The sequence below is a fragment of the Janthinobacterium sp. GW823-FHT03B06 genome (assembly GCF_058796955.1).
The window spans coordinates 1,033,323-1,050,825 of the sequence record NZ_JBXAJE010000001.1 but is presented as its reverse complement, the minus strand read 5'-3'; the positions used below and the strand labels follow the sequence as shown (position 1 = coordinate 1,050,825).

Genomic DNA, 17,503 nt, shown 5'->3' with positions numbered 1-17,503 from the left:
TCATGCGGGTGTGTTTTGCGAAATAGACAGAAAAATGTTTGTTTCACAGAATTATTTATTCTCGCCGGTCTTGTGTTTTGGCAGCGAGCGCCAACATCGTAAACACGCTTTCTATAAGGTACGCCATGACAACTTCCAAATTAACTGAGCAAACTCAACTGCCGTTATTGCCGTTGCGGGATGTCGTCGTTTTCCCGCATATGGTGATACCGCTGTTCGTTGGCCGTCCAAAGTCGATCAAGGCGCTGGAAGCTGCGATGGAGCAGGGCAAGAGCATCATGCTTGCCGCTCAAAAAGCAGCCGCGAAGGACGAGCCGTCTCCTTCGGATATCTATGAAATTGGCTGTGTTGCCAATATTCTGCAAATGCTGAAGCTGCCCGATGGCACTGTCAAGGTGCTGGTCGAAGGCGCGCAGCGTGCCCGTATCAACCACATCAGCGATGCGCCGACGCACTTCATCGCCGACCTGACGCCGCTCGAGTCCGAGCCGGGCGACGAGTCGGAAGTCGAAGCCATGCGCCGCGCGATCGTGCAGCAGTTCGACCAGTACGTCAAACTGAACAAAAAGATCCCGCCCGAAATCCTGGCATCCTTGTCGGGCATCGACGATGCCGGCCGCCTGGCCGACACGGTGGCTGCGCATCTGCCCCTGAAACTGGAGCAAAAACAAGTCATCCTGGAAATTTTCAGCGTGGCCAAGCGCCTCGAGCACCTGCTGGGCCAGCTCGAAGGCGAGCTCGACATCCTGCAGGTGGAAAAACGCATCCGCGGCAGAGTCAAGCGCCAGATGGAAAAGTCGCAGCGCGAGTACTACCTGAACGAGCAAGTCAAGGCGATCCAGAAAGAACTGGGCGAGGGCGAAGATGGTGCCGACCTCGACGAGCTGGAGAAAAAAGTCGCTTCGGCCAAGATGCCGAAGGAAGCGCTCGACAAGGCCACCAACGAGTTGAAAAAACTCAAGCTGATGTCGCCGATGTCGGCCGAAGCCACCGTTGTGCGCAACTACATCGACACCCTCGTCAACTTGCCTTGGAAAAAGAAATCCAAGGTCAATAACGACTTGTCGAATGCGGAAAAAGTGCTCGAAGGCGACCACTACGGCCTCGACAAGGTCAAGGAACGCATCCTGGAGTACCTCGCGGTGCAACAGCGCGTCGACAAGCTCAAAGCGCCTATCCTGTGCTTCGTCGGTCCTCCGGGCGTGGGCAAGACCTCGCTGGGCCAGTCCATCGCCCGCGCGACGAACCGCAAGTTCGTGCGCATGGCCCTGGGCGGCGTGCGCGACGAAGCCGAGATCCGCGGCCACCGCCGCACTTATATCGGCTCGATGCCGGGCAAGATCCTGCAATCGCTGTCGAAAGTCGGCGTGCGCAATCCTTTGTTCCTGCTTGATGAAGTCGACAAGATGGGCGCCGATTTCCGCGGCGATCCTTCGTCGGCCCTGCTGGAAGTGTTGGACCCGGAACAGAACCACACGTTCTCCGACCATTACATCGAAGTCGATTTCGACCTCTCCGACGTGATGTTCGTGGCCACGTCGAACTCGTACAACATTCCGCCAGCCTTGCTTGACCGCATGGAAGTGATCCGTCTGTCCGGTTACACGGAAGATGAAAAGACCAGCATCGCGCAGCGTTACCTGCTGCCGAAGCAGATCAAGAACAATGGCTTGAAGGAAGAGGAAATCTCGGTGGCCGAGTCGGCCTTGCGCGACATCATCCGCTACTACACGCGGGAAGCCGGTGTGCGTTCGCTCGAGCGTGAAGTGTCGAAGATCTGCCGCAAGGTGGTCAAGATGCTGCTGCTGAAGAAGTCCGACAAGAAAGTCATCGTCAACTCGAAGAACCTGGACAAGTTCCTCGGCGTGCGCCGCTATGATTTCGGTGTCGCAGAGAAAGAAAACCAGGTGGGCCAGGTGGTCGGTCTGGCATGGACGGAAGTGGGCGGCGATCTGCTGACCATCGAAGCCGTGTCGATGCCGGGCAAGGGCGGCATCATCCGCACGGGGACCCTGGGCGACGTCATGAAAGAGTCGATCGAGGCAGCCCGCACGGTGGTGCGCAGCCGGGCACAGCGCCTGGGCATCAAGGCGGACGTGTTCGAAAAGAGCGACATCCACATCCACGTGCCGGAAGGCGCGACACCGAAGGATGGTCCTTCGGCTGGCGCGGCCATGACGGTGGCGATGGTCTCGGTCTTCACGGGCATTCCCGTGCGCGCCGACGTGGCGATGACGGGCGAGATCACCTTGCGCGGCGAAGTGTTGCCGATCGGCGGCCTGAAGGAAAAGCTGCTGGCGGCCCATCGCGGCGGCATCAAGACGGTCCTGATTCCAGAGCAGAATGTGAAAGACTTGGCCGATATTCCGGACAACGTCAAGAACAAGCTGGAGATCGTGCCCGTGCGCTGGATCGACAAAGTGCTGGAAATCGCCCTCGAACGCATGCCTGAAGCGTTGGCGGACGTCGCTGCGGTGGAGGCTGTCACGGCCGCCGCGGCCAAGCCTGACGCGGCCGGCGAGGTAGTAAAACACTAACGTTTTACCCCTGTTTTCCCCAAACAAGCGCTTTTAGAGCGCTTGTTTTATATTGAAACGTGAATTGCGCCCCCAAAGCGCTTGACACATATACAGTGTGGCTTGTTTAATACGCCTGCACATTTTTTTCGCCGGACAGCTGTGGTGCCAAAAGTGCCGCAACGATACGGTAAACGTTTTATACCTTTGTAATTGGGGATGCTAGTGAACAAGACTGAATTGATCGACCACATTGCTGAAAAAGCTGACATTTCCAAAGCCGCCGCTGCGCGCGCACTCGACGCTGTTATCGGCGGCGTGACGGAAACTTTGAAAAACAACGACAGCGTAACGCTGGTTGGTTTTGGCACTTTCTCGGTCAGCGAACGCGCTGAACGTACCGGCCGCAATCCGCGTACCAAAGAAGCGATCACGATCGAAGCAGCAAAAGTTCCAAAATTTAAAGCTGGTAAAGCTTTGAAGGATGCTGTAAACTAACGGACTTCGGTGAGGTGACAATCACCGGAAACATTTGGCGGCGCCTTCGGGTGCCGCGATTTCAAGGTTGAAGTTCTGCGAATCGCAGCCTTGAATGCAAATGCAAGCAGTACTGTGTATTTTTCGGAGTGGTAGTTCAGTTGGTTAGAATGCCGGCCTGTCACGTCGGAGGTCGCGGGTTCGAGTCCCGTCCGCTCCGCCAAAAAAATACGCTCTTAAGGAGTGGTAGTTCAGTTGGTTAGAATACCGGCCTGTCACGTCGGGGGTCGCGGGTTCGAGTCCCGTCCGCTCCGCCAGAATATAGAAGCCCGCGCTGCTGAATAAGTAGCGCGGGTTTTTCTTTTTCAGCGCCAGATTATCTCGGTGCGACGTCTTTTAGAATCCCGTCCTGCCGTTTTGAATAAAACGCACCTCGATTTAAATCCGCTTTAAGCTGCGCCCGGTTTAATGCCTGCCCTGGCGCCTTGCCGTTCAGGCGGCGCCAGGGCAGGGCGCGCGCCCTGATTTACCCTTGCTATAGCGCTATGGGCATTGTAGAATCAGGAGATAATGGCTTGGGCGTCAGAATCCTGCTTTAGTTCCAGCGCCAAGTTGTTGAATCTAAAGGGGAAGTGGACATCTGTCCCGTCCATTCCGCCGAAGAAATCAAGGCGAACGCATGTTCGCCTTTTTTTATAGTGATCCACTCATCCCGAATTGGCTGACCATGTTTGAATTTATTCGTACCCATCGACGCTTGATGCAGTTTCTTCTGATGCTGGTCATCGTCCCGTCTTTTGCACTGGTCGGTATCAGCGGCTACCAAAGCTTCGGCGATGGCGCGAACACCATCGCCAAGGTCGGCGACCAGGTCGTTACGCAGCAGCAATATGAAGAAGCGCAACGCCAGCAGATCGACCGCTACCGCCAGATGATGGGCGAGCAGTTCGACCAGAAAATGTTTGACACGCCGGAAGCCCGCAAGAGCATCCTCGACAACCTGATCGCCGAGCGCGCCGTGGCCGCCGAAGTGGGCCGTAGCCGCCTGGTCATCAGCGATGCCGTGCTGCAAAAGGAAGTGCTGGAAATCCCAGGCTTGACCTTGCCGGACGGTAAATTCGACCTGGAACGCTACAAGGCCATGCTGGCCGCCCAAGGCATGTCCCCACAGCAGTACGATGCGCGCCGCCGCAGCGACCTGGCCCTGCAGCAACTGGCGGGCGCCGTGCAAGGTACGGCCTTCGCCCCGAACACCGTGTCCAAGCGCCTGTCCGACATCACCTCGGAAGAGCGTGAAGTGCAGGAACTGCTGTTGCCGATCGCCCAGTACGTGCCGGAAGTCAAAGTGACGGACGCCATGATCAAGGCCTTCTATGACAAGAACAGCAAGTTCTTCGAAATCCCGGAACAAGCCAAGATCGAATACGTCGTGCTCGACGACAGCGCTGCGGGCGAGCAAGTCGACGTCAGCGACGCCGACGTGACTGCCTACTACGCGAAGAACCAGAAAGCCTACACGACGCCAGAGGCGCGCCAGGCCAGCCACATCCTGGTCGCCGTCAAGAAAGATGCATCGGCCGCCGACAAGGCCGCCGCCAAGGCCAAGGCCGAAGCGATCCTGGCGGAAGTACGCAAGGCGCCTGCCAGCTTCGCCGCCGTGGCGAAAGCCAAGTCGGAAGATCCGGCATCCGCCGAACAGGGCGGCGATCTGGGCGTGATCGGCAAGGATGGCTTGCCGGCACCGCTGCTGAGCGCTGTCGCGAAACTCAAGCAAGGCGAAATCAGCGATGTCGTCGCTTCCGATTTCGGCTACCACATCCTGACGATCACCTCGCTCAAGCCGCAGCACGTGCGTGCGCTCGATGAAGTACGCGGCGAAATCACGGCCGACCTGCGCAAGCAATTTGCCGCCAAGAAGTATTCGGAAATGGCTACCGTCTTTACCGAGACTGTGTATGACCAATCGGACAGCCTGAAACCGGTGGCCGACAAGCTGAAGCTGAAAGTGGAAACCGCCGCCAACCTGTCGCGCACGCCGTCGCCGGCACTGGGCAAGGCGCCGTTCAACAACGCCAAGTTCCTCACCGCCATCTTCTCGAACGACTCGCTGAAAGACAAGCGCAACACGGAAGCCGTCACCGTCGCGCCGAACGTGCTGATCGCCGGCCGCGTGGTAGAATTCAAGCCCGCCTCGAAGCGTCCGCTGGCCGAAGTCGAAGCGATGATCCGTCAGCGCGTGACCATGGAAGAAGCGGAAAAGCTGGCCAGGAAAGCGGGCGAGACCAAGCTCGCCGCCTTGAAAGCCTCGGGTGATGCGAGCGGTTTCGGCGCGGCGCAATGGGTGTCGCGCAGCAAGCTGGACGGTATCAACCGCGCCGCCATCGCGCAAGTCATGAAGGCGGACACGAGCAAGCTGCCAGCGTACGTGGGCGTGGACTTGCCAGCCCTGGGTTACGGCATCTACCGCATCGCCAAGGTGCAGCAGCCGGCGCAAGTGGACGCGGCGCGCCGCCAGCAAGAGAAAGACCAGATCAGCGGCATCCTGGCGCAACAGGAAATGTTCGACTACGTCGAATACCTGAAAGCCAAGGCCAAGGTGAAGATCGTCAAACCGGTCACCGCACCAGCGGCCCCAGCGCCAGCGCCGTAAGATTTAGTTTTCACGCATAAAAATAGCCGCTTTCGAGCGGCTATTTTTTTGTCTGCGAGTCGGGAACTTTATTTAACCCACAGGCGTAAGACTGGGGTCGGACCCTCAGGGTCCGACCCCGGCAGTTCGGTTTTCGGGGTGAAAATTGAGTGAACTTATGAACCGGTTTACTTCGCCCCCAGCAACGGCGCCAGCCGCGGCCAGATATTTTTCAAAATGGTCGGGTGCGCCTGCGCATTCGGGTGCATGCGGTCGGCCTGGAACAGCTGCGGCTGGTCGGCGATGCCCTCGAACATGAAGGGCACGAGCGGCGCCTTCCATTCCTTGGCCAGCTTGCCGTACACGCCATAAAATTGTTCACCGTAGGCGCGGCCATAGTTGGGCGGCATGCGCATGCCCACCAGCACCACCTGCGCCCCCGTCTTTTTCACGGCGTCGCCCATGGCGCGCAGGTTCGCTTCGGCGGCCGCCACGGGCAAGCCGCGCAAGCCGTCGTTGGCGCCCAGTTCGATCAGCACGACGTCGGGCTGGTGCTTGGCCAGCAGGCCGGGCAGGCGCGCGCGGCCGCCGCTGGTGGTCTCGCCGCTGATGCTGGCGTTGACGATGCGCGTGTCGTTCTTTTGCGCTTGCAGCCGCTGTTCCAGCAGCGCCACCCAGCCAGTACCGCGTGCCAGCCCATACTCGGCCGAGAGACTATCGCCGAGCACCAGCAGCGTTTTTGGTGCAGAATAGGCGTTCGTCATGCCTGACACCAGCAGCAGGGCTGCCGCAGGAAGCAGGGACAGCGTGCGCCGCCGCAGGCGGTTGCCGCCCTTGACACTTATTTGTTCACGAAATTTTTTAAGATAGATCAGCATGCCCGAATTCCCTAAAGCGACTTCCACCAGTTTTCTTCCGTCCGACGCGGCGGCCCAGCGGCCCGCCGCACTCAACAGTCAAAACAGCCAAAATGCCCGGCCGGCCATCGAAGTGGTCCAGCTGGCCAAGCGCGTACCCGATGCCGATGGTGAGCTGACCATCCTGCATCAAGTCGATTTTACCGTGCAAACGGCGGAGACGCTGGCCATCGTCGGCGCCTCCGGTTCCGGCAAGTCGACGTTGCTCGGCTTGCTGGCGGGACTGGACACGCCCAGCGACGGCAAGGTGGTGCTTGACGGCACCGATATCTTCGCCCTCGATGAAGACGGCCGCGCCGGTTTCCGCAAGGAAAAGCTCGGTTTCGTGTTCCAGTCCTTCCAGCTGCTGGCCCACCTGACGGCGCTGGAAAACGTCATGCTGCCGCTGGAATTGCGGGGCGACGCCGATGCGAAGGAAAAGGCGCAAGCCATGCTGGGCAGAGTCAACCTGGGTAGCCGCCTGAAACACTATCCGAAATACCTGTCCGGCGGCGAGCAACAGCGCGTGGCCCTGGCCCGCGCGTTCGTGACGGAGCCGCCGCTGCTGTTTGCCGATGAACCGACGGGCAGCCTGGACGCCGCCACGGGCGAGGCCGTGATCCAGCTGATGTTCGAGCTGAACCGCGAACGGGGTTCGACCCTGGTGCTCGTCACGCACGACAGTTCAATTGCGGCCCGTTGCGGCCGCACCATCACGATTGCGGCGGGCAGGTTGGTGTGATTGCTGGTGGTGATTGTCGGATTACGCGCTGCGCGCTAATCCGACCTACCCGACTTCCGGGCCGTAGGTTGGATTAGCGCAGCGTAATCCAACGCCACCACACCGCATGCCTATGCCGACAAGGCATTGATCAAGCTGCGTATCGCCGGGATCAATTCCCCCGCCGTCAAGCCGATCGGGCCGCTGCCTGCCGCCACCAGCGCATCGGCCGCCGCGCCGTGCAGCCAGACGGCGCCGAGCGCCGCTTCCCATTCCGGCCAGCCCTGGGCCAGCAGGCTGCCGCACAGGCCGGACAGCACGTCGCCCGTGCCGGCCGTCGCCAGGGCGGGGCCGCCCGTGTTGTTGACGACCACCTGGCCATCGGGCGCGGCGATCACCGTGCCCGACCCTTTCAATACGACGATCACGCCCAGCTGCGCCGCCAGCTGGCGCGCCGCGCCCAGGCGGTCGGCCTGCACCTCGGCTACTGTCATGTCCAGCAGCCGGGCCGCTTCCAGCGGATGCGGCGTCAATATCGTCGCGCCCGCGCCCGTGCGCACGGCCAGCGCCGATTGCAGCTCCGGCTCGGCCGCCATCAGGTTCAGCGCGTCCGCGTCCAGCAGCAGCGGGCTGTCGCTGTCAATGGCACGCTGCAGCAGTTCCACCGTATCGGCGTCGTCGCCCAGGCCCGGACCCGCCACCAGCGCGGCAAAGTGCAGGCCCGAGAAATCCACGTCCTGCGCGCGGCGGCACATCAGTTCCGGCTGGCCGCTGTCGAAGGCGGGCGGTACATCGGGAAAGGCGATGTAGACTCTTCCCGCGCCCGCATGCAGGGCCGTACGGGCCGCCAGGATGGGCGCGCCGGCCATGCCTTGCGCGCCGCCGATGACGGCCACGCTGCCGTAGCTGCCCTTGTGCGTATTTTGCCGGCGCGGCTGCAACTGGCGCGCGAACAGGTGCAGGCCGCCCAGCTGGGCCCTGGCTTCCGGCAGCAGGGACGGATCGATGGCCAGCGCCGCCACTTCCACTTCGCCCGCGTAGTCGCGGCCATTCGCCGTGTGCAGGCCCGGCTTGTCGCCGATGAAGGTGAGCGTGTGCGTGGCGCGGATGGCGACGCCGTCGACGGCGCCCGTGTCCGCATGCAGGCCGCTGGGCACGTCGAGCGCCAGCACGGGGCAATCGAGATTGTTGACCAGCTGCGCCATGTCGCGGCATTCGCCTTCCAGGGGGCGCGACGCGCCGATGCCGAACAGGCCATCGATGACCAGGTGCCACGGCGCGGCGCCCACGGCGGCCGAGGCCATGGACGTTGCCGCCTCCATGAAGCGCACGGCGCTGTTGCGGGCGCGGCTCAGGGCCTGTTCGCGTTCGGGCGACGTGGCCGGTGCTTCGGGCGCCAGCCAGACGAGCACTTCGAGGCCGCTGGCGGCCAGGTGCGCGGCCGCTTCCAGCGCATCGCCGCCGTTGTCGCCGGGGCCGGCCAGCACCAGCACGCGCCGGTGGCCCGTCTCGTCGCCATCCTCCTGGGCGTGCAGCAGCTTCAGGGCGGCGCTGGCGGCGGCCTGGCCCGCGCGCTGCATCAGCAGCCCTTGCGGCAGGTCGCGCAGGGCCGCTTGTTCGATGGCGCGTAGTTCGGCGATGGAGTACAGCGCGAGGGTGTTACCGGCAGAGTCGATCAGGGTCATGGGGTGTTCCGTTAGTCAGCATGTCTTCAACATAAGGCCGAAGCGGGCGAAAGGCAAGGCGCGCACGCCTGAAACGCGCCCCTGTTTGGCGGCTACAATAGCCATCTCACATAAGCGCGGGGGCAGGGCGATGGACTGGCAATTCTGGATCGACCGGGGCGGCACCTTTACGGACATCGTGGCGCGCCGTCCTGACGGCAGCCTGGCCACGCATAAACTGCTGTCGGAGAACCCGGGCCAGTACCGCGATGCGGCGCTGGCCGGCATGCGCCAGCTGATGGATCTTGCGCCCGGCGCGCCCTTGCCCGTCGAACAGGTGGGCGCCATCAAGATGGGCACGACGGTGGCCACCAATGCGCTGCTCGAACGCAAGGGCGAGCCCACCGTGCTGGCCATCACGCGCGGCTTTCGCGACGCGCTGCGCATCGCCTACCAGAACCGTCCGCAGCTGTTCGCGCGCCAGATCATCCTGCCGGAACTGCTGTACGGCGACGTGATCGAGATCGATGAACGCCTGGGCGCCCATGGTGAAGTGGTCGCGCCGCTCGACGAGGCGGCTGCCCGCGCCGCGCTGGCACACGCGCATGCGCGCGGCGTGCGCGCCATCGCCATCGTGCTGATGCACGGCTACCGCTACCACGCGCACGAGGCGCGGCTGGCGCAGCTGGCGCGCGAAACGGGCTTTACGCAGGTGTCCGTGTCGCACGAGGTCAGCCCCATGATGAAGCTGGTGGCGCGCGGCGACACCACGGTCGTCGACGCCTACCTGTCGCCGATCCTGCGCCGCTACGTCGACCAGCTGGCGATGGAGCTGCCCGGCGTGCACCTGCAATTCATGCAGTCGAACGGTGGCTTGACGGATGCGCGTGCCTTCCAGGGCAAGGACAGCATTTTGTCCGGCCCCGCCGGCGGCATCGTCGGCATGGTGCGCGCCAGCGCGCTGGCCGGCTTCGATAAAGTCATCGGCTTCGACATGGGCGGCACCTCGACGGACGTGTCGCATTACGCGGGCGAGTTCGAGCGCGTGTTCGAGACGCAGATCGCCGGCGTGCGCATGCGCGCCCCCATGATGAGCATCCACACGGTGGCGGCGGGCGGCGGCTCCATCCTGCATTTCGACGGCGCCCGCTACAAGGTGGGGCCGGACAGCGCGGGCGCCAATCCCGGCCCCGCCAGCTACCGGCGCGGCGGCCCGCTGGCCGTCACCGACTGCAACGTCATGCTGGGCAAGCTGCAGCCCGCCTTCTTCCCCCGCGTCTTCGGCCCCGACGCCGATGAAGCGCTGGATGCGGCCACGGTGCGCGCCCAGTTTGAAGCGCTGGCGCGCACGGTGGACTCGACGCCGGAACAGGTGGCCGAAGGTTATATTGCCATCGCCGTGGGCAATATGGCCAACGCCATCAAGCAGATTTCGGTGCAGCGCGGTCACGACGTCACCGACTATACGCTCACCAGCTTTGGCGGCGCGGGCGGCCAGCATGCCTGCCTCGTGGCCGACGCGCTGGGCATGCGCACGGTCTTCATCCACAGCCTGGCGGGCGTGATGTCGGCCTACGGCATGGGCCTGGCCGACCAGAGCGCGATGCGCGAACGGGCCGTCGAGGCGGCCTTGGGCAAGGACTTGGCAAGCGATTTCGCGGTCCTGGGCGTCCTGGCGCGGGGCGACTTGCTGCGCCAGGGCGTGGCGGGGGAGCGCATCGCGCTCGTGCATCGCGTGCACCTGCGCTACGAAGGCACGGATACGGCCCTCGTCGTGCTGTTCGATACGGCCGCCGGCATGCAGGCGCAATTCGAAACTGCATACAAAAAACGCTTTTCCTTTTTGATGCCGGCGCGCGCCCTGATTGTCGAAGCCATTTCCGTGGAAGCCATCGGCGCGTCTGATGCGCCGGAAGCGGCCGCGCCCGCGTATGCGCCCCGTGAAGGCGCTCTGGCGCCCGTGCAGACGGTGGCCATGTACTGCGCCGGCGCCTGGCGCGACAGCGGCCTGTATGGGGCGGACAGCCTGCGTCCCGGCGATACTATCGACGGCCCGGCCATCGTCAGCGACGCCAACGCCACCACCGTCATCGAACCTGGCTGGCGCGCGGACGTGACGGCGCACGGCCATTTGATCTTGCGCAGAGTCGTCGCCGTGCCGGAACGTGTCGCCATCGGGACCAATGCCGACCCCGTGATGCTGGAAATTTTCAATAATCTGTTCATGTCGATCGCCGAGCAGATGGGACTGCGCCTGCAGAACACGGCCCATTCCGTCAACATCAAGGAGCGGCTCGATTTCAGCTGCGCCATCTTCGACGCCCAGGGCCACCTGATCGCCAACGCGCCGCACATGCCCGTGCACCTCGGTTCCATGGGCGAGAGCATTCGCACCGTCATGACGCGCAATGCGGGCGCCATGCGGCCCGGCGACGTCTTCATGCTGAACGACCCGTATCACGGCGGCACGCATCTGCCCGACGTGACGGTGATCTCGCCCGTCTTCGATGAAAACGGCGCGGCCATCCTGTTCTACGTGGGTTCGCGCGGCCACCATGCCGATATCGGCGGCACCACGCCCGGCTCCATGCCGCCCGATTCCACGCGCATCGAGGAAGAGGGCGTCCTGATCGACAATTTCAAGCTGGTCGACGGCGCCACCGGTTTGCTGCGCGAAGCGGAAACACTGGCCCTGCTGGCGGGCGCCAGCTGGCCCGCCCGCAATCCCCGGCAAAACCTGGCGGATCTGCGCGCCCAGGTGGCGGCCAACCAGAAGGGGGCCGACGAACTGCATAACATGGTCGCGCATTTCGGCTTGCCTGTCGTGCAAGCCTACATGGGCCACGTGCAGGACAACGCCGAGGAAGCCGTGCGGCGCGTGATCGGCACCCTGAAGGATGGCGCATACGCGCTGGACCTGGATAACGGCGCGCGCATCGAGGTGGCGATCAAGGTGGACGTGGCGCAGCGCAGCGCCGTCATCGACTTCACGGGGACGTCCGTCCAGCTGCCGAACAATTTCAATGCGCCGTCCGCCGTCTGCATGGCGGCCGTGCTGTACGTGTTCCGTACCCTCGTCGACGACGAGATTCCCCTGAATGCGGGCTGCCTGAAGCCTTTGACCGTTGTTATCCCGACCGGCTCCATGCTCAATCCGCAGTACCCGGCCTCCGTCGTCTCGGGCAACGTGGAAACCTCGACCTGCATCACCAACGCCCTGTACGGCGCGCTGGGGGCGATGGCCGCCTCGCAAGGCACGATGAACAATTTCACGTTCGGCAGCGAGCAATATCAGTATTACGAGACGATATCGGGCGGCTCGGGCGCCGGTCCCGGTTTCGACGGCACGGACGTGGTGCAGACGAACATGACCAATTCGCGCCTGACGGACCCGGAAATCCTCGAGTGGCGCTTCCCCGTGCGCCTCGACAGCTACGGCATCCGCGCCGGTTCCGGCGGCGCGGGGCGCTGGCACGGCGGCAATGGCGGCGTGCGCCGGGTGCGCTTTCTGGAACCGATGACGGCGGCGATTTTGTCGAACAACCGCATTATTCCGCCGTTCGGCATGGACGGCGGCGCGCCAGGCGCGCTGGGGAGCAACTACGTCGAGCGCGCGGACGGCATGGTGGAGAAGCTCGCGCATATCGGCAAGACCGCCATGCTTCCTGGCGACGTGTTCGTGATCGAGACGCCGGGCGGCGGCGGTTACGGCAAGACGGAATAGGCCAGGTCAGCGCTGGCACTGGCTCCGCTCAGCTGCGCGCGCACCTGACCCACGTCGCGCATGGGTGCGCGGCCGAACTGGCGGCTGTATTCGCGGCTGAACTGCGACTCGCTGGCGTAGCCGACGCGGTAGCCGGCCGTGCCCGCGTCGATCTGCTCGACCAGCATGAGGCGCCGCGCTTCCTGCAGGCGCAGCAGCTTCTGGTACTGCATCGGCGTCATGGCCGTAATCGCCTTGAAGTGGTGGTGCAGCGACGACATGCTCATGTTCGCCATGCCGGCCAGGTGCTCGATGCGCAGCGGCTGCGCGTAGTGGTGCTTGATCCAGTCGATGGCTTGCGCCACCTGGTGCGACTGGCTGCTGGCCAGCGCCATGTGGCGCAGGCGCGCGCCGACGGGACCATTGAGCAGGCGGTAGGTCAGCTCGCGGCGGATCAAGGGCGCCAAGGTGGCGATTTCCTCCGGCTTGTCGAGCAGGCGCACGAGGCGCAGCATGGCGTCGAGCAGTTCGACCGACACGTCGCTGACGGAAATGCCGCGCGTGGCGGGCAGGATTTTCTGCTGCGCCGCGCCGGCTGCGCCGCTGGCGCTTTCGCTGTCGAGCAGCGCGGCCACGTCGGCGATGTCGATGCCCAGCACCACGCACAGGTGCGGCTGCTCCACGCTCGCCTCCACCACGCGCACCTGCACCGGCAAGTCGACGGACGTCAGCAGATACTGCATGCGGCTGTAGTGGAAGGTTTCGCTGCCCAGGGTGACGTCCTTCGCGCCTTGCGCGATGATGGCCACGCTGGGGCGCGCCGCATGGAACAGCGATTCCGTGACGGACGACTGGCGGTGGAAGGTCAGGTTGCCGATGGCCGTCGTGAAGTCGCCCGTGCGCGGCGCGTGGCGGATGATCAGGGCGGCGATTTCATCTTGCGGAGTAAGTGGCGTGGGCATGGAGGTCAGTATGCGTGAGGCGAGGGAGGGCAGGGGCTGATCTTACGCAGATTTGGAGGATCGTGCAAAGGTCTTGCAGGATCGCGGTAACGGCGGCGCAGCATCTCGGGCACACTTGTGCAATCGCATGCACGGCACGCGTCACCCCTCGCCACACATTACAGATACAGGAGTTTTCATGACCACCATCGCCAAAGGCTACGCCGCACTGGGCCCGACTTCCGCACTGCAACCGTTCACGTTCGAGCGCCGCGCCCCGCGCGAAGACGACGTGGCCATCTCGATCAAATACTGCGGCGTATGCCATTCCGACATCCACCAGGCGCGCGACGAATGGGGCGGTGCCGCCTTCCCCATGGTGCCCGGCCATGAAATCGCGGGCGTCGTCACGGCCGTCGGCGCCAATGTGAGCAAGTTCAATGTGGGCGACCACGTGGGCGTGGGCTGCTTCGTCGATTCCTGCACCACCTGCAAAACGCGCAACGTGGATCTGGAGCAGTACATGCCGGGCCTGATCCAGACCTATAACGGCCTGGAAGCGGACGGCAAGACGGCCACGCAGGGCGGCTACTCGGACAGCATCGTCGTCAAGGAAGGTTATGTGCTGTCGATTCCCGACAACCTGCCGCTGGACGCGGCCGCGCCGCTGCTGTGCGCCGGCATCACCCTGTACTCGCCGCTGAACCACTGGAAGGCCGGCCCCGGCAAGCAGGTCGCCATCCTGGGCATGGGCGGCCTTGGCCACATGGGCGTCAAGATCGCCCACGCCATGGGCGCCGAAGTGACGGTGCTGAGCCAGACCCTGTCGAAGCGCGAAGACGGCCTGCGCCTGGGCGCCGACCATTACTACGCCACCAACGACGCGGAAACGTTCAGCAAGCTGGCCGGCACCTTCGATCTGATCATTTGCACGGTGGGCGCGGCCATCGACTGGAACCAGTACATCAACTTGCTGAAAGTCGATGGCAACATGGTCATCGTCGGCATCCCGGATGGCGCCGTGCCGCCCGTGAACGCCTTCGGCCTGGTGGGCGCGCGCCGCAGCCTGTCCGGCTCCATGATCGGTTCGATCAAGGAAACCCAGGAAATGCTCGATTTCTGCGGCAAGCACAATATCGTGTCCGACATCGAGATCATCCGCATCCAGGATATCAATGAGGCGTTTGAGCGCGTGGTCAAGAGCGACGTCAGGTATCGTTTTGTGATCGACATGGCATCCCTGTAACACCCGGCGCCCCCGTGTTTGTTGGATTACGCGCTTTGCGCTAATCCAACCTACGCATGTCCAGCATTCCGGTAGGTCGGATTAGCGCGTACGCGCGTAATCCGACAACCCCGCCAGCTCTCCATCCCCGCCCAAAATCAAGCACCCATGTCAATTTTTCTTTCCTTGCATCAAAAATCGGCATAAAATGAAACCGTACAGTACAGTTTCACTACGTAGATTTAAAAAACCAGCCATCCCCGGCGTGCTTGCCTGGGCAGGGGAGGCGTCATGGATAAAAAATGGACACTTCAGTAAATAAAGGCGCGCCGGCGATCCCGGCGGTCTTCAGGGGCAAGCGGCTTGCCCTGACGGTTTTCGGTATCTTTCTTGGTTTTTCCGGCCTGGCCCTGGCGGCGGGCGGCATCGAACTCATCACCCTTGGCGGTTCCTGGTATTACCTGCCGGCCGGCCTGGGCCTCATCCTCGCCGGCGTGCTGTATCTGCGCCGCAAACCGCTGGCCAGTGCCGTCGTCGCCGCGCTGCTCGTCGCGACACTGAGCTGGGCCGTGTGGGAAATCGGCTTTGCCTTCTGGCCGATGGTGCCGCGCCTGGCGCCTTTCCTCGTCATCGGCCTCGTGGCCGCCTTGCTGCATCCGTGGCTGGCGGGGCGTTCACACAGTGGCCAGTCGCGCGGTTTCGCTGCCCTGTTTGCCGTCGTGCTGGCGGCTGGTTTCGCCTCGATGTTCAAGCCGCATGGCGTGACGGAGGCCACGGCGCAGCCGCAGCAGGATGCGGTGGCGGCCATCAATGACGGCAGCGCCAACTGGGCGCATTACGGCTATGGACCGTCGGGCACGCGCTTCGCGCCGTACACGCAGATCGGCAAGGCCAACGTCGAGCAGCTGCAAGTGGCGTGGACCTACCGCTCGGGCGAACTGGCCGAAGGGGCGTCCGAATCGCAAAACACGCCGCTGCAGATCGGCGACACCATTTATACCTGCACGCCGACGAGCAAGGTCATCGCGCTCGATGCGGACACGGGCAAGGAACGCTGGACCTTCGATCCGAAGCCGGCCAACACGAAGACGTGGAACCGCTGCCGCGGCGTCGGCTACTACGAGCCGGCGAAAGTGACAAAGCCGTTCCAGTTCGAGGGCATGCAGGCGGCCAGCGCGCCGGTGGCGGGCGCGTGCGCCAAGCGCATCGTGCAGGTGACCATGGATGCGCGCCTGATCGAAATCGACGCGCAGACGGGCAAGCAGTGCGAGGGTTTTGGCGACAAGGGCTCCGTCGACCTGACGGTTGGCCTGGGCAAGGTCAAGATGAACGTGCCGTACTACGCCTATACGTCCGCGCCCACCGTGGCGCGCAACCTGATCATCCTTGGCGGCTGGGTCTTCGACGGCCGCTCGACCGATGAACCGTCGGGCGTCGTGCGCGCCTACAGCGCCGACACGGGGGAACTGGTGTGGGCATGGGACCTCGGTAATCCGGCCATCACGAAGCTGCCGTCGGAAGGGCAGACCTACACGCGCAGCACGCCGAACATGTGGTCGGCGCCCGCGTTCGATGATGCGCTGGGCCTGGTCTACCTGCCGACGGGGAACGAGCAGCCGGACTTCTGGGGCGGCAAGCGTCCGCCGCTGACAGAGAAGTATTCGTCGGCCATCGTCGCCCTCGACATGGCCACGGGCCGCGAGCGCTGGACGTATCAAACCGTTCACCACGATATCTGGGATTACGACGTGGCCGCGCAGCCCGCCCTGTACGACGTCCCGGACGGCAAGGGTGGAAAAATTCCCGCGCTGGTGCAGCTGACCAAACGGGGCCAGATATTCATGCTGGACCGCCGCACGGGCAAGCCGATTGCGGACGTGGTGGAAAAGCCCGTGCCGCAAGAGCATGCGGCCGGCGACTGGGTCTCCAAAACGCAGCCATATTCGACCGGCATGCCGGCCCTCGGCGCGGAAACGCTGACGGAGCGCGACATGTGGGGCGCCACCTTCTTCGACCAGCTGGCTTGCCGCATCAGCTTCCGCAAGCTCAATTACAAAGGGGAGTTCACAGCGCCAAGCACGCAAGAGACCTTGATTTATCCAGGCTACTACGGCGGCTTCAACTGGGGCGGCGCGGCCGTCGATGAAAGCAACGGCTATATGTTCGTCAACGATATCCGCATGCCGCAGGTGGTCAGGCTGGTGCCGCGCGAAACGGTGGACGTGGCCAAGCTGACGTCGGGCCACGGCGTGGGCAGCACCTATCCGATGGATGGCACGCCGTTTGTCATCGACCACAAGGCCTTCAATTCGCCGCTGGGCATACCGTGCCAAAGCCCGCCCTGGGGCGTGTTTGCCGCCATTGACCTGAAAACGCGCACGAAAGTGTGGGAGCGCCCGGCCGGCACGGTGCGCGATGCCGTCATCCACGGCGTGCGCGCAAGCCTGCCCATCCCGCTGGGCATGCCGACACTGGGCGGCGGCGTCAGTACGGCGTCCGGCCTGGTGTTTTATGCGGGCACGCAGGATTACTATTTGCGCGCCATGGATATCGCCACCGGCCGTGAAGTGTGGAAGGCGCGGATGCCCGTCGGTTCGCAAGGCACGCCGATGACGTATGTGTCGCCCACGTCGGGCCGCCAGTACGTCGTGGTGGTGGCGGGCGGCGCCCGCCAGAGCCCGGACCGGGGGGATTACGTGATAGCATACGCGCTTCCCAAGACACAGTAAGA

10 protein-coding genes and 2 tRNA genes are annotated in these 17,503 nt (G+C 63.5%); 9 read left to right on the top strand and 3 right to left on the bottom strand.

Translation table 11 applies throughout. The features are described from left to right. The first annotated feature begins 125 nt into the window (after window positions 1-125). From lon to AC1RBA_RS04800, 5 genes are all read left to right on the top strand, one after another. Window positions 126-2,537, top strand: coding sequence for an endopeptidase La (gene lon / locus AC1RBA_RS04820; RefSeq protein WP_034751007.1), 2,412 nt, complete (start codon window positions 126-128; stop codon window positions 2,535-2,537). Between the two features lie 204 nt (window positions 2,538-2,741). After that, window positions 2,742-3,014, top strand: a complete 273-nt coding sequence (locus AC1RBA_RS04815; RefSeq protein ID WP_010398442.1) for an HU family DNA-binding protein — start codon at window positions 2,742-2,744, stop codon at window positions 3,012-3,014. 125 nt (window positions 3,015-3,139) lie between these two features. Beyond that, window positions 3,140-3,216 (top strand) — tRNA-Asp (locus AC1RBA_RS04810). 17 nt (window positions 3,217-3,233) lie between these two features. Next, window positions 3,234-3,310 (top strand) — tRNA-Asp (locus tag AC1RBA_RS04805). Window positions 3,311-3,720: 410 nt separating this feature from the next. Further along, window positions 3,721-5,643 carry a SurA N-terminal domain-containing protein gene (locus AC1RBA_RS04800; RefSeq protein ID WP_492416913.1) on the top strand — a complete coding sequence of 641 codons (1,923 nt, stop codon included), beginning with the start codon at window positions 3,721-3,723 and terminating at the stop codon, window positions 5,641-5,643. A 167-nt stretch (window positions 5,644-5,810) separates the two neighbouring features. Here AC1RBA_RS04800 and AC1RBA_RS04795 read toward each other — a convergent pair whose 3' ends face one another. After that, the gene (locus AC1RBA_RS04795) at window positions 5,811-6,500 is read right to left on the bottom strand and encodes an arylesterase (RefSeq protein ID WP_083287533.1); all 690 of its coding nucleotides are present in this window, start codon (window positions 6,498-6,500) and stop codon (window positions 5,811-5,813) included. Between AC1RBA_RS04795 and AC1RBA_RS04790 the strand changes: the two genes are divergently transcribed. Next, window positions 6,499-7,260 (top strand): ABC transporter ATP-binding protein, encoded by a 762-nt coding sequence (locus tag AC1RBA_RS04790; RefSeq protein WP_492416911.1) that lies wholly within the window; start codon window positions 6,499-6,501, stop codon window positions 7,258-7,260. The two genes, AC1RBA_RS04795 and AC1RBA_RS04790, sit on opposite strands and share 2 nt — an antisense overlap. Before the next feature lie 110 nt (window positions 7,261-7,370). Here AC1RBA_RS04790 and AC1RBA_RS04785 read toward each other — a convergent pair whose 3' ends face one another. Then, window positions 7,371-8,924: an NAD(P)H-hydrate dehydratase gene (locus tag AC1RBA_RS04785; protein ID WP_492416909.1), complete on the bottom strand. Its 1,554-nt coding sequence runs from the start codon at window positions 8,922-8,924 to the stop codon at window positions 7,371-7,373. A 130-nt stretch (window positions 8,925-9,054) separates the two neighbouring features. Between AC1RBA_RS04785 and AC1RBA_RS04780 the strand changes: the two genes are divergently transcribed. Beyond that, window positions 9,055-12,627 (top strand): hydantoinase B/oxoprolinase family protein, encoded by a 3,573-nt coding sequence (locus AC1RBA_RS04780; RefSeq protein WP_070288236.1) that lies wholly within the window; start codon window positions 9,055-9,057, stop codon window positions 12,625-12,627. Here the strand turns inward: AC1RBA_RS04780 and AC1RBA_RS04775 are convergent. Further along, window positions 12,609-13,568 carry an AraC family transcriptional regulator gene (locus AC1RBA_RS04775; protein ID WP_492416907.1) on the bottom strand — a complete coding sequence of 320 codons (960 nt, stop codon included), beginning with the start codon at window positions 13,566-13,568 and terminating at the stop codon, window positions 12,609-12,611. The genes AC1RBA_RS04780 and AC1RBA_RS04775 overlap by 19 nt on opposite strands. Before the next feature lie 178 nt (window positions 13,569-13,746). On the opposite strand from AC1RBA_RS04775, the gene AC1RBA_RS04770 reads away from it, so the two are divergent. Both AC1RBA_RS04770 and AC1RBA_RS04765 read left to right on the top strand, forming a co-directional pair. After that, window positions 13,747-14,793 (top strand): NAD(P)-dependent alcohol dehydrogenase, encoded by a 1,047-nt coding sequence (locus tag AC1RBA_RS04770; RefSeq protein WP_492416906.1) that lies wholly within the window; start codon window positions 13,747-13,749, stop codon window positions 14,791-14,793. Window positions 14,794-15,074: 281 nt separating this feature from the next. Next, on the top strand, window positions 15,075-17,501 hold the full coding sequence (locus tag AC1RBA_RS04765) for a membrane-bound PQQ-dependent dehydrogenase, glucose/quinate/shikimate family (RefSeq protein WP_492416904.1): 2,427 nt from the start codon (window positions 15,075-15,077) through the stop codon (window positions 17,499-17,501). The last annotated feature ends 2 nt before the right edge of the window (window positions 17,502-17,503 follow it).

Excerpts from the sequence above, each read along its gene's own strand:
- lon (WP_034751007.1), top strand. The coding sequence starts at position 126 with ATGACAACTTCCAAATTAACTGAGCAAACTCAACTGCCGTTATTGCCG.
- AC1RBA_RS04800 (WP_492416913.1), top strand. The coding sequence starts at position 3,721 with ATGTTTGAATTTATTCGTACCCATCGACGCTTGATGCAGTTTCTTCTG.
- AC1RBA_RS04790 (WP_492416911.1), top strand. The coding sequence starts at position 6,499 with ATGCCCGAATTCCCTAAAGCGACTTCCACCAGTTTTCTTCCGTCCGAC.
- AC1RBA_RS04795 (WP_083287533.1), bottom strand. The coding sequence starts at position 6,500 with ATGCTGATCTATCTTAAAAAATTTCGTGAACAAATAAGTGTCAAGGGC.
- AC1RBA_RS04785 (WP_492416909.1), bottom strand. The coding sequence starts at position 8,924 with ATGACCCTGATCGACTCTGCCGGTAACACCCTCGCGCTGTACTCCATC.
- AC1RBA_RS04780 (WP_070288236.1), top strand. The coding sequence starts at position 9,055 with ATGGACTGGCAATTCTGGATCGACCGGGGCGGCACCTTTACGGACATC.
- AC1RBA_RS04775 (WP_492416907.1), bottom strand. The coding sequence starts at position 13,568 with ATGCCCACGCCACTTACTCCGCAAGATGAAATCGCCGCCCTGATCATC.
- AC1RBA_RS04770 (WP_492416906.1), top strand. The coding sequence starts at position 13,747 with ATGACCACCATCGCCAAAGGCTACGCCGCACTGGGCCCGACTTCCGCA.
- AC1RBA_RS04765 (WP_492416904.1), top strand. The coding sequence starts at position 15,075 with ATGGACACTTCAGTAAATAAAGGCGCGCCGGCGATCCCGGCGGTCTTC.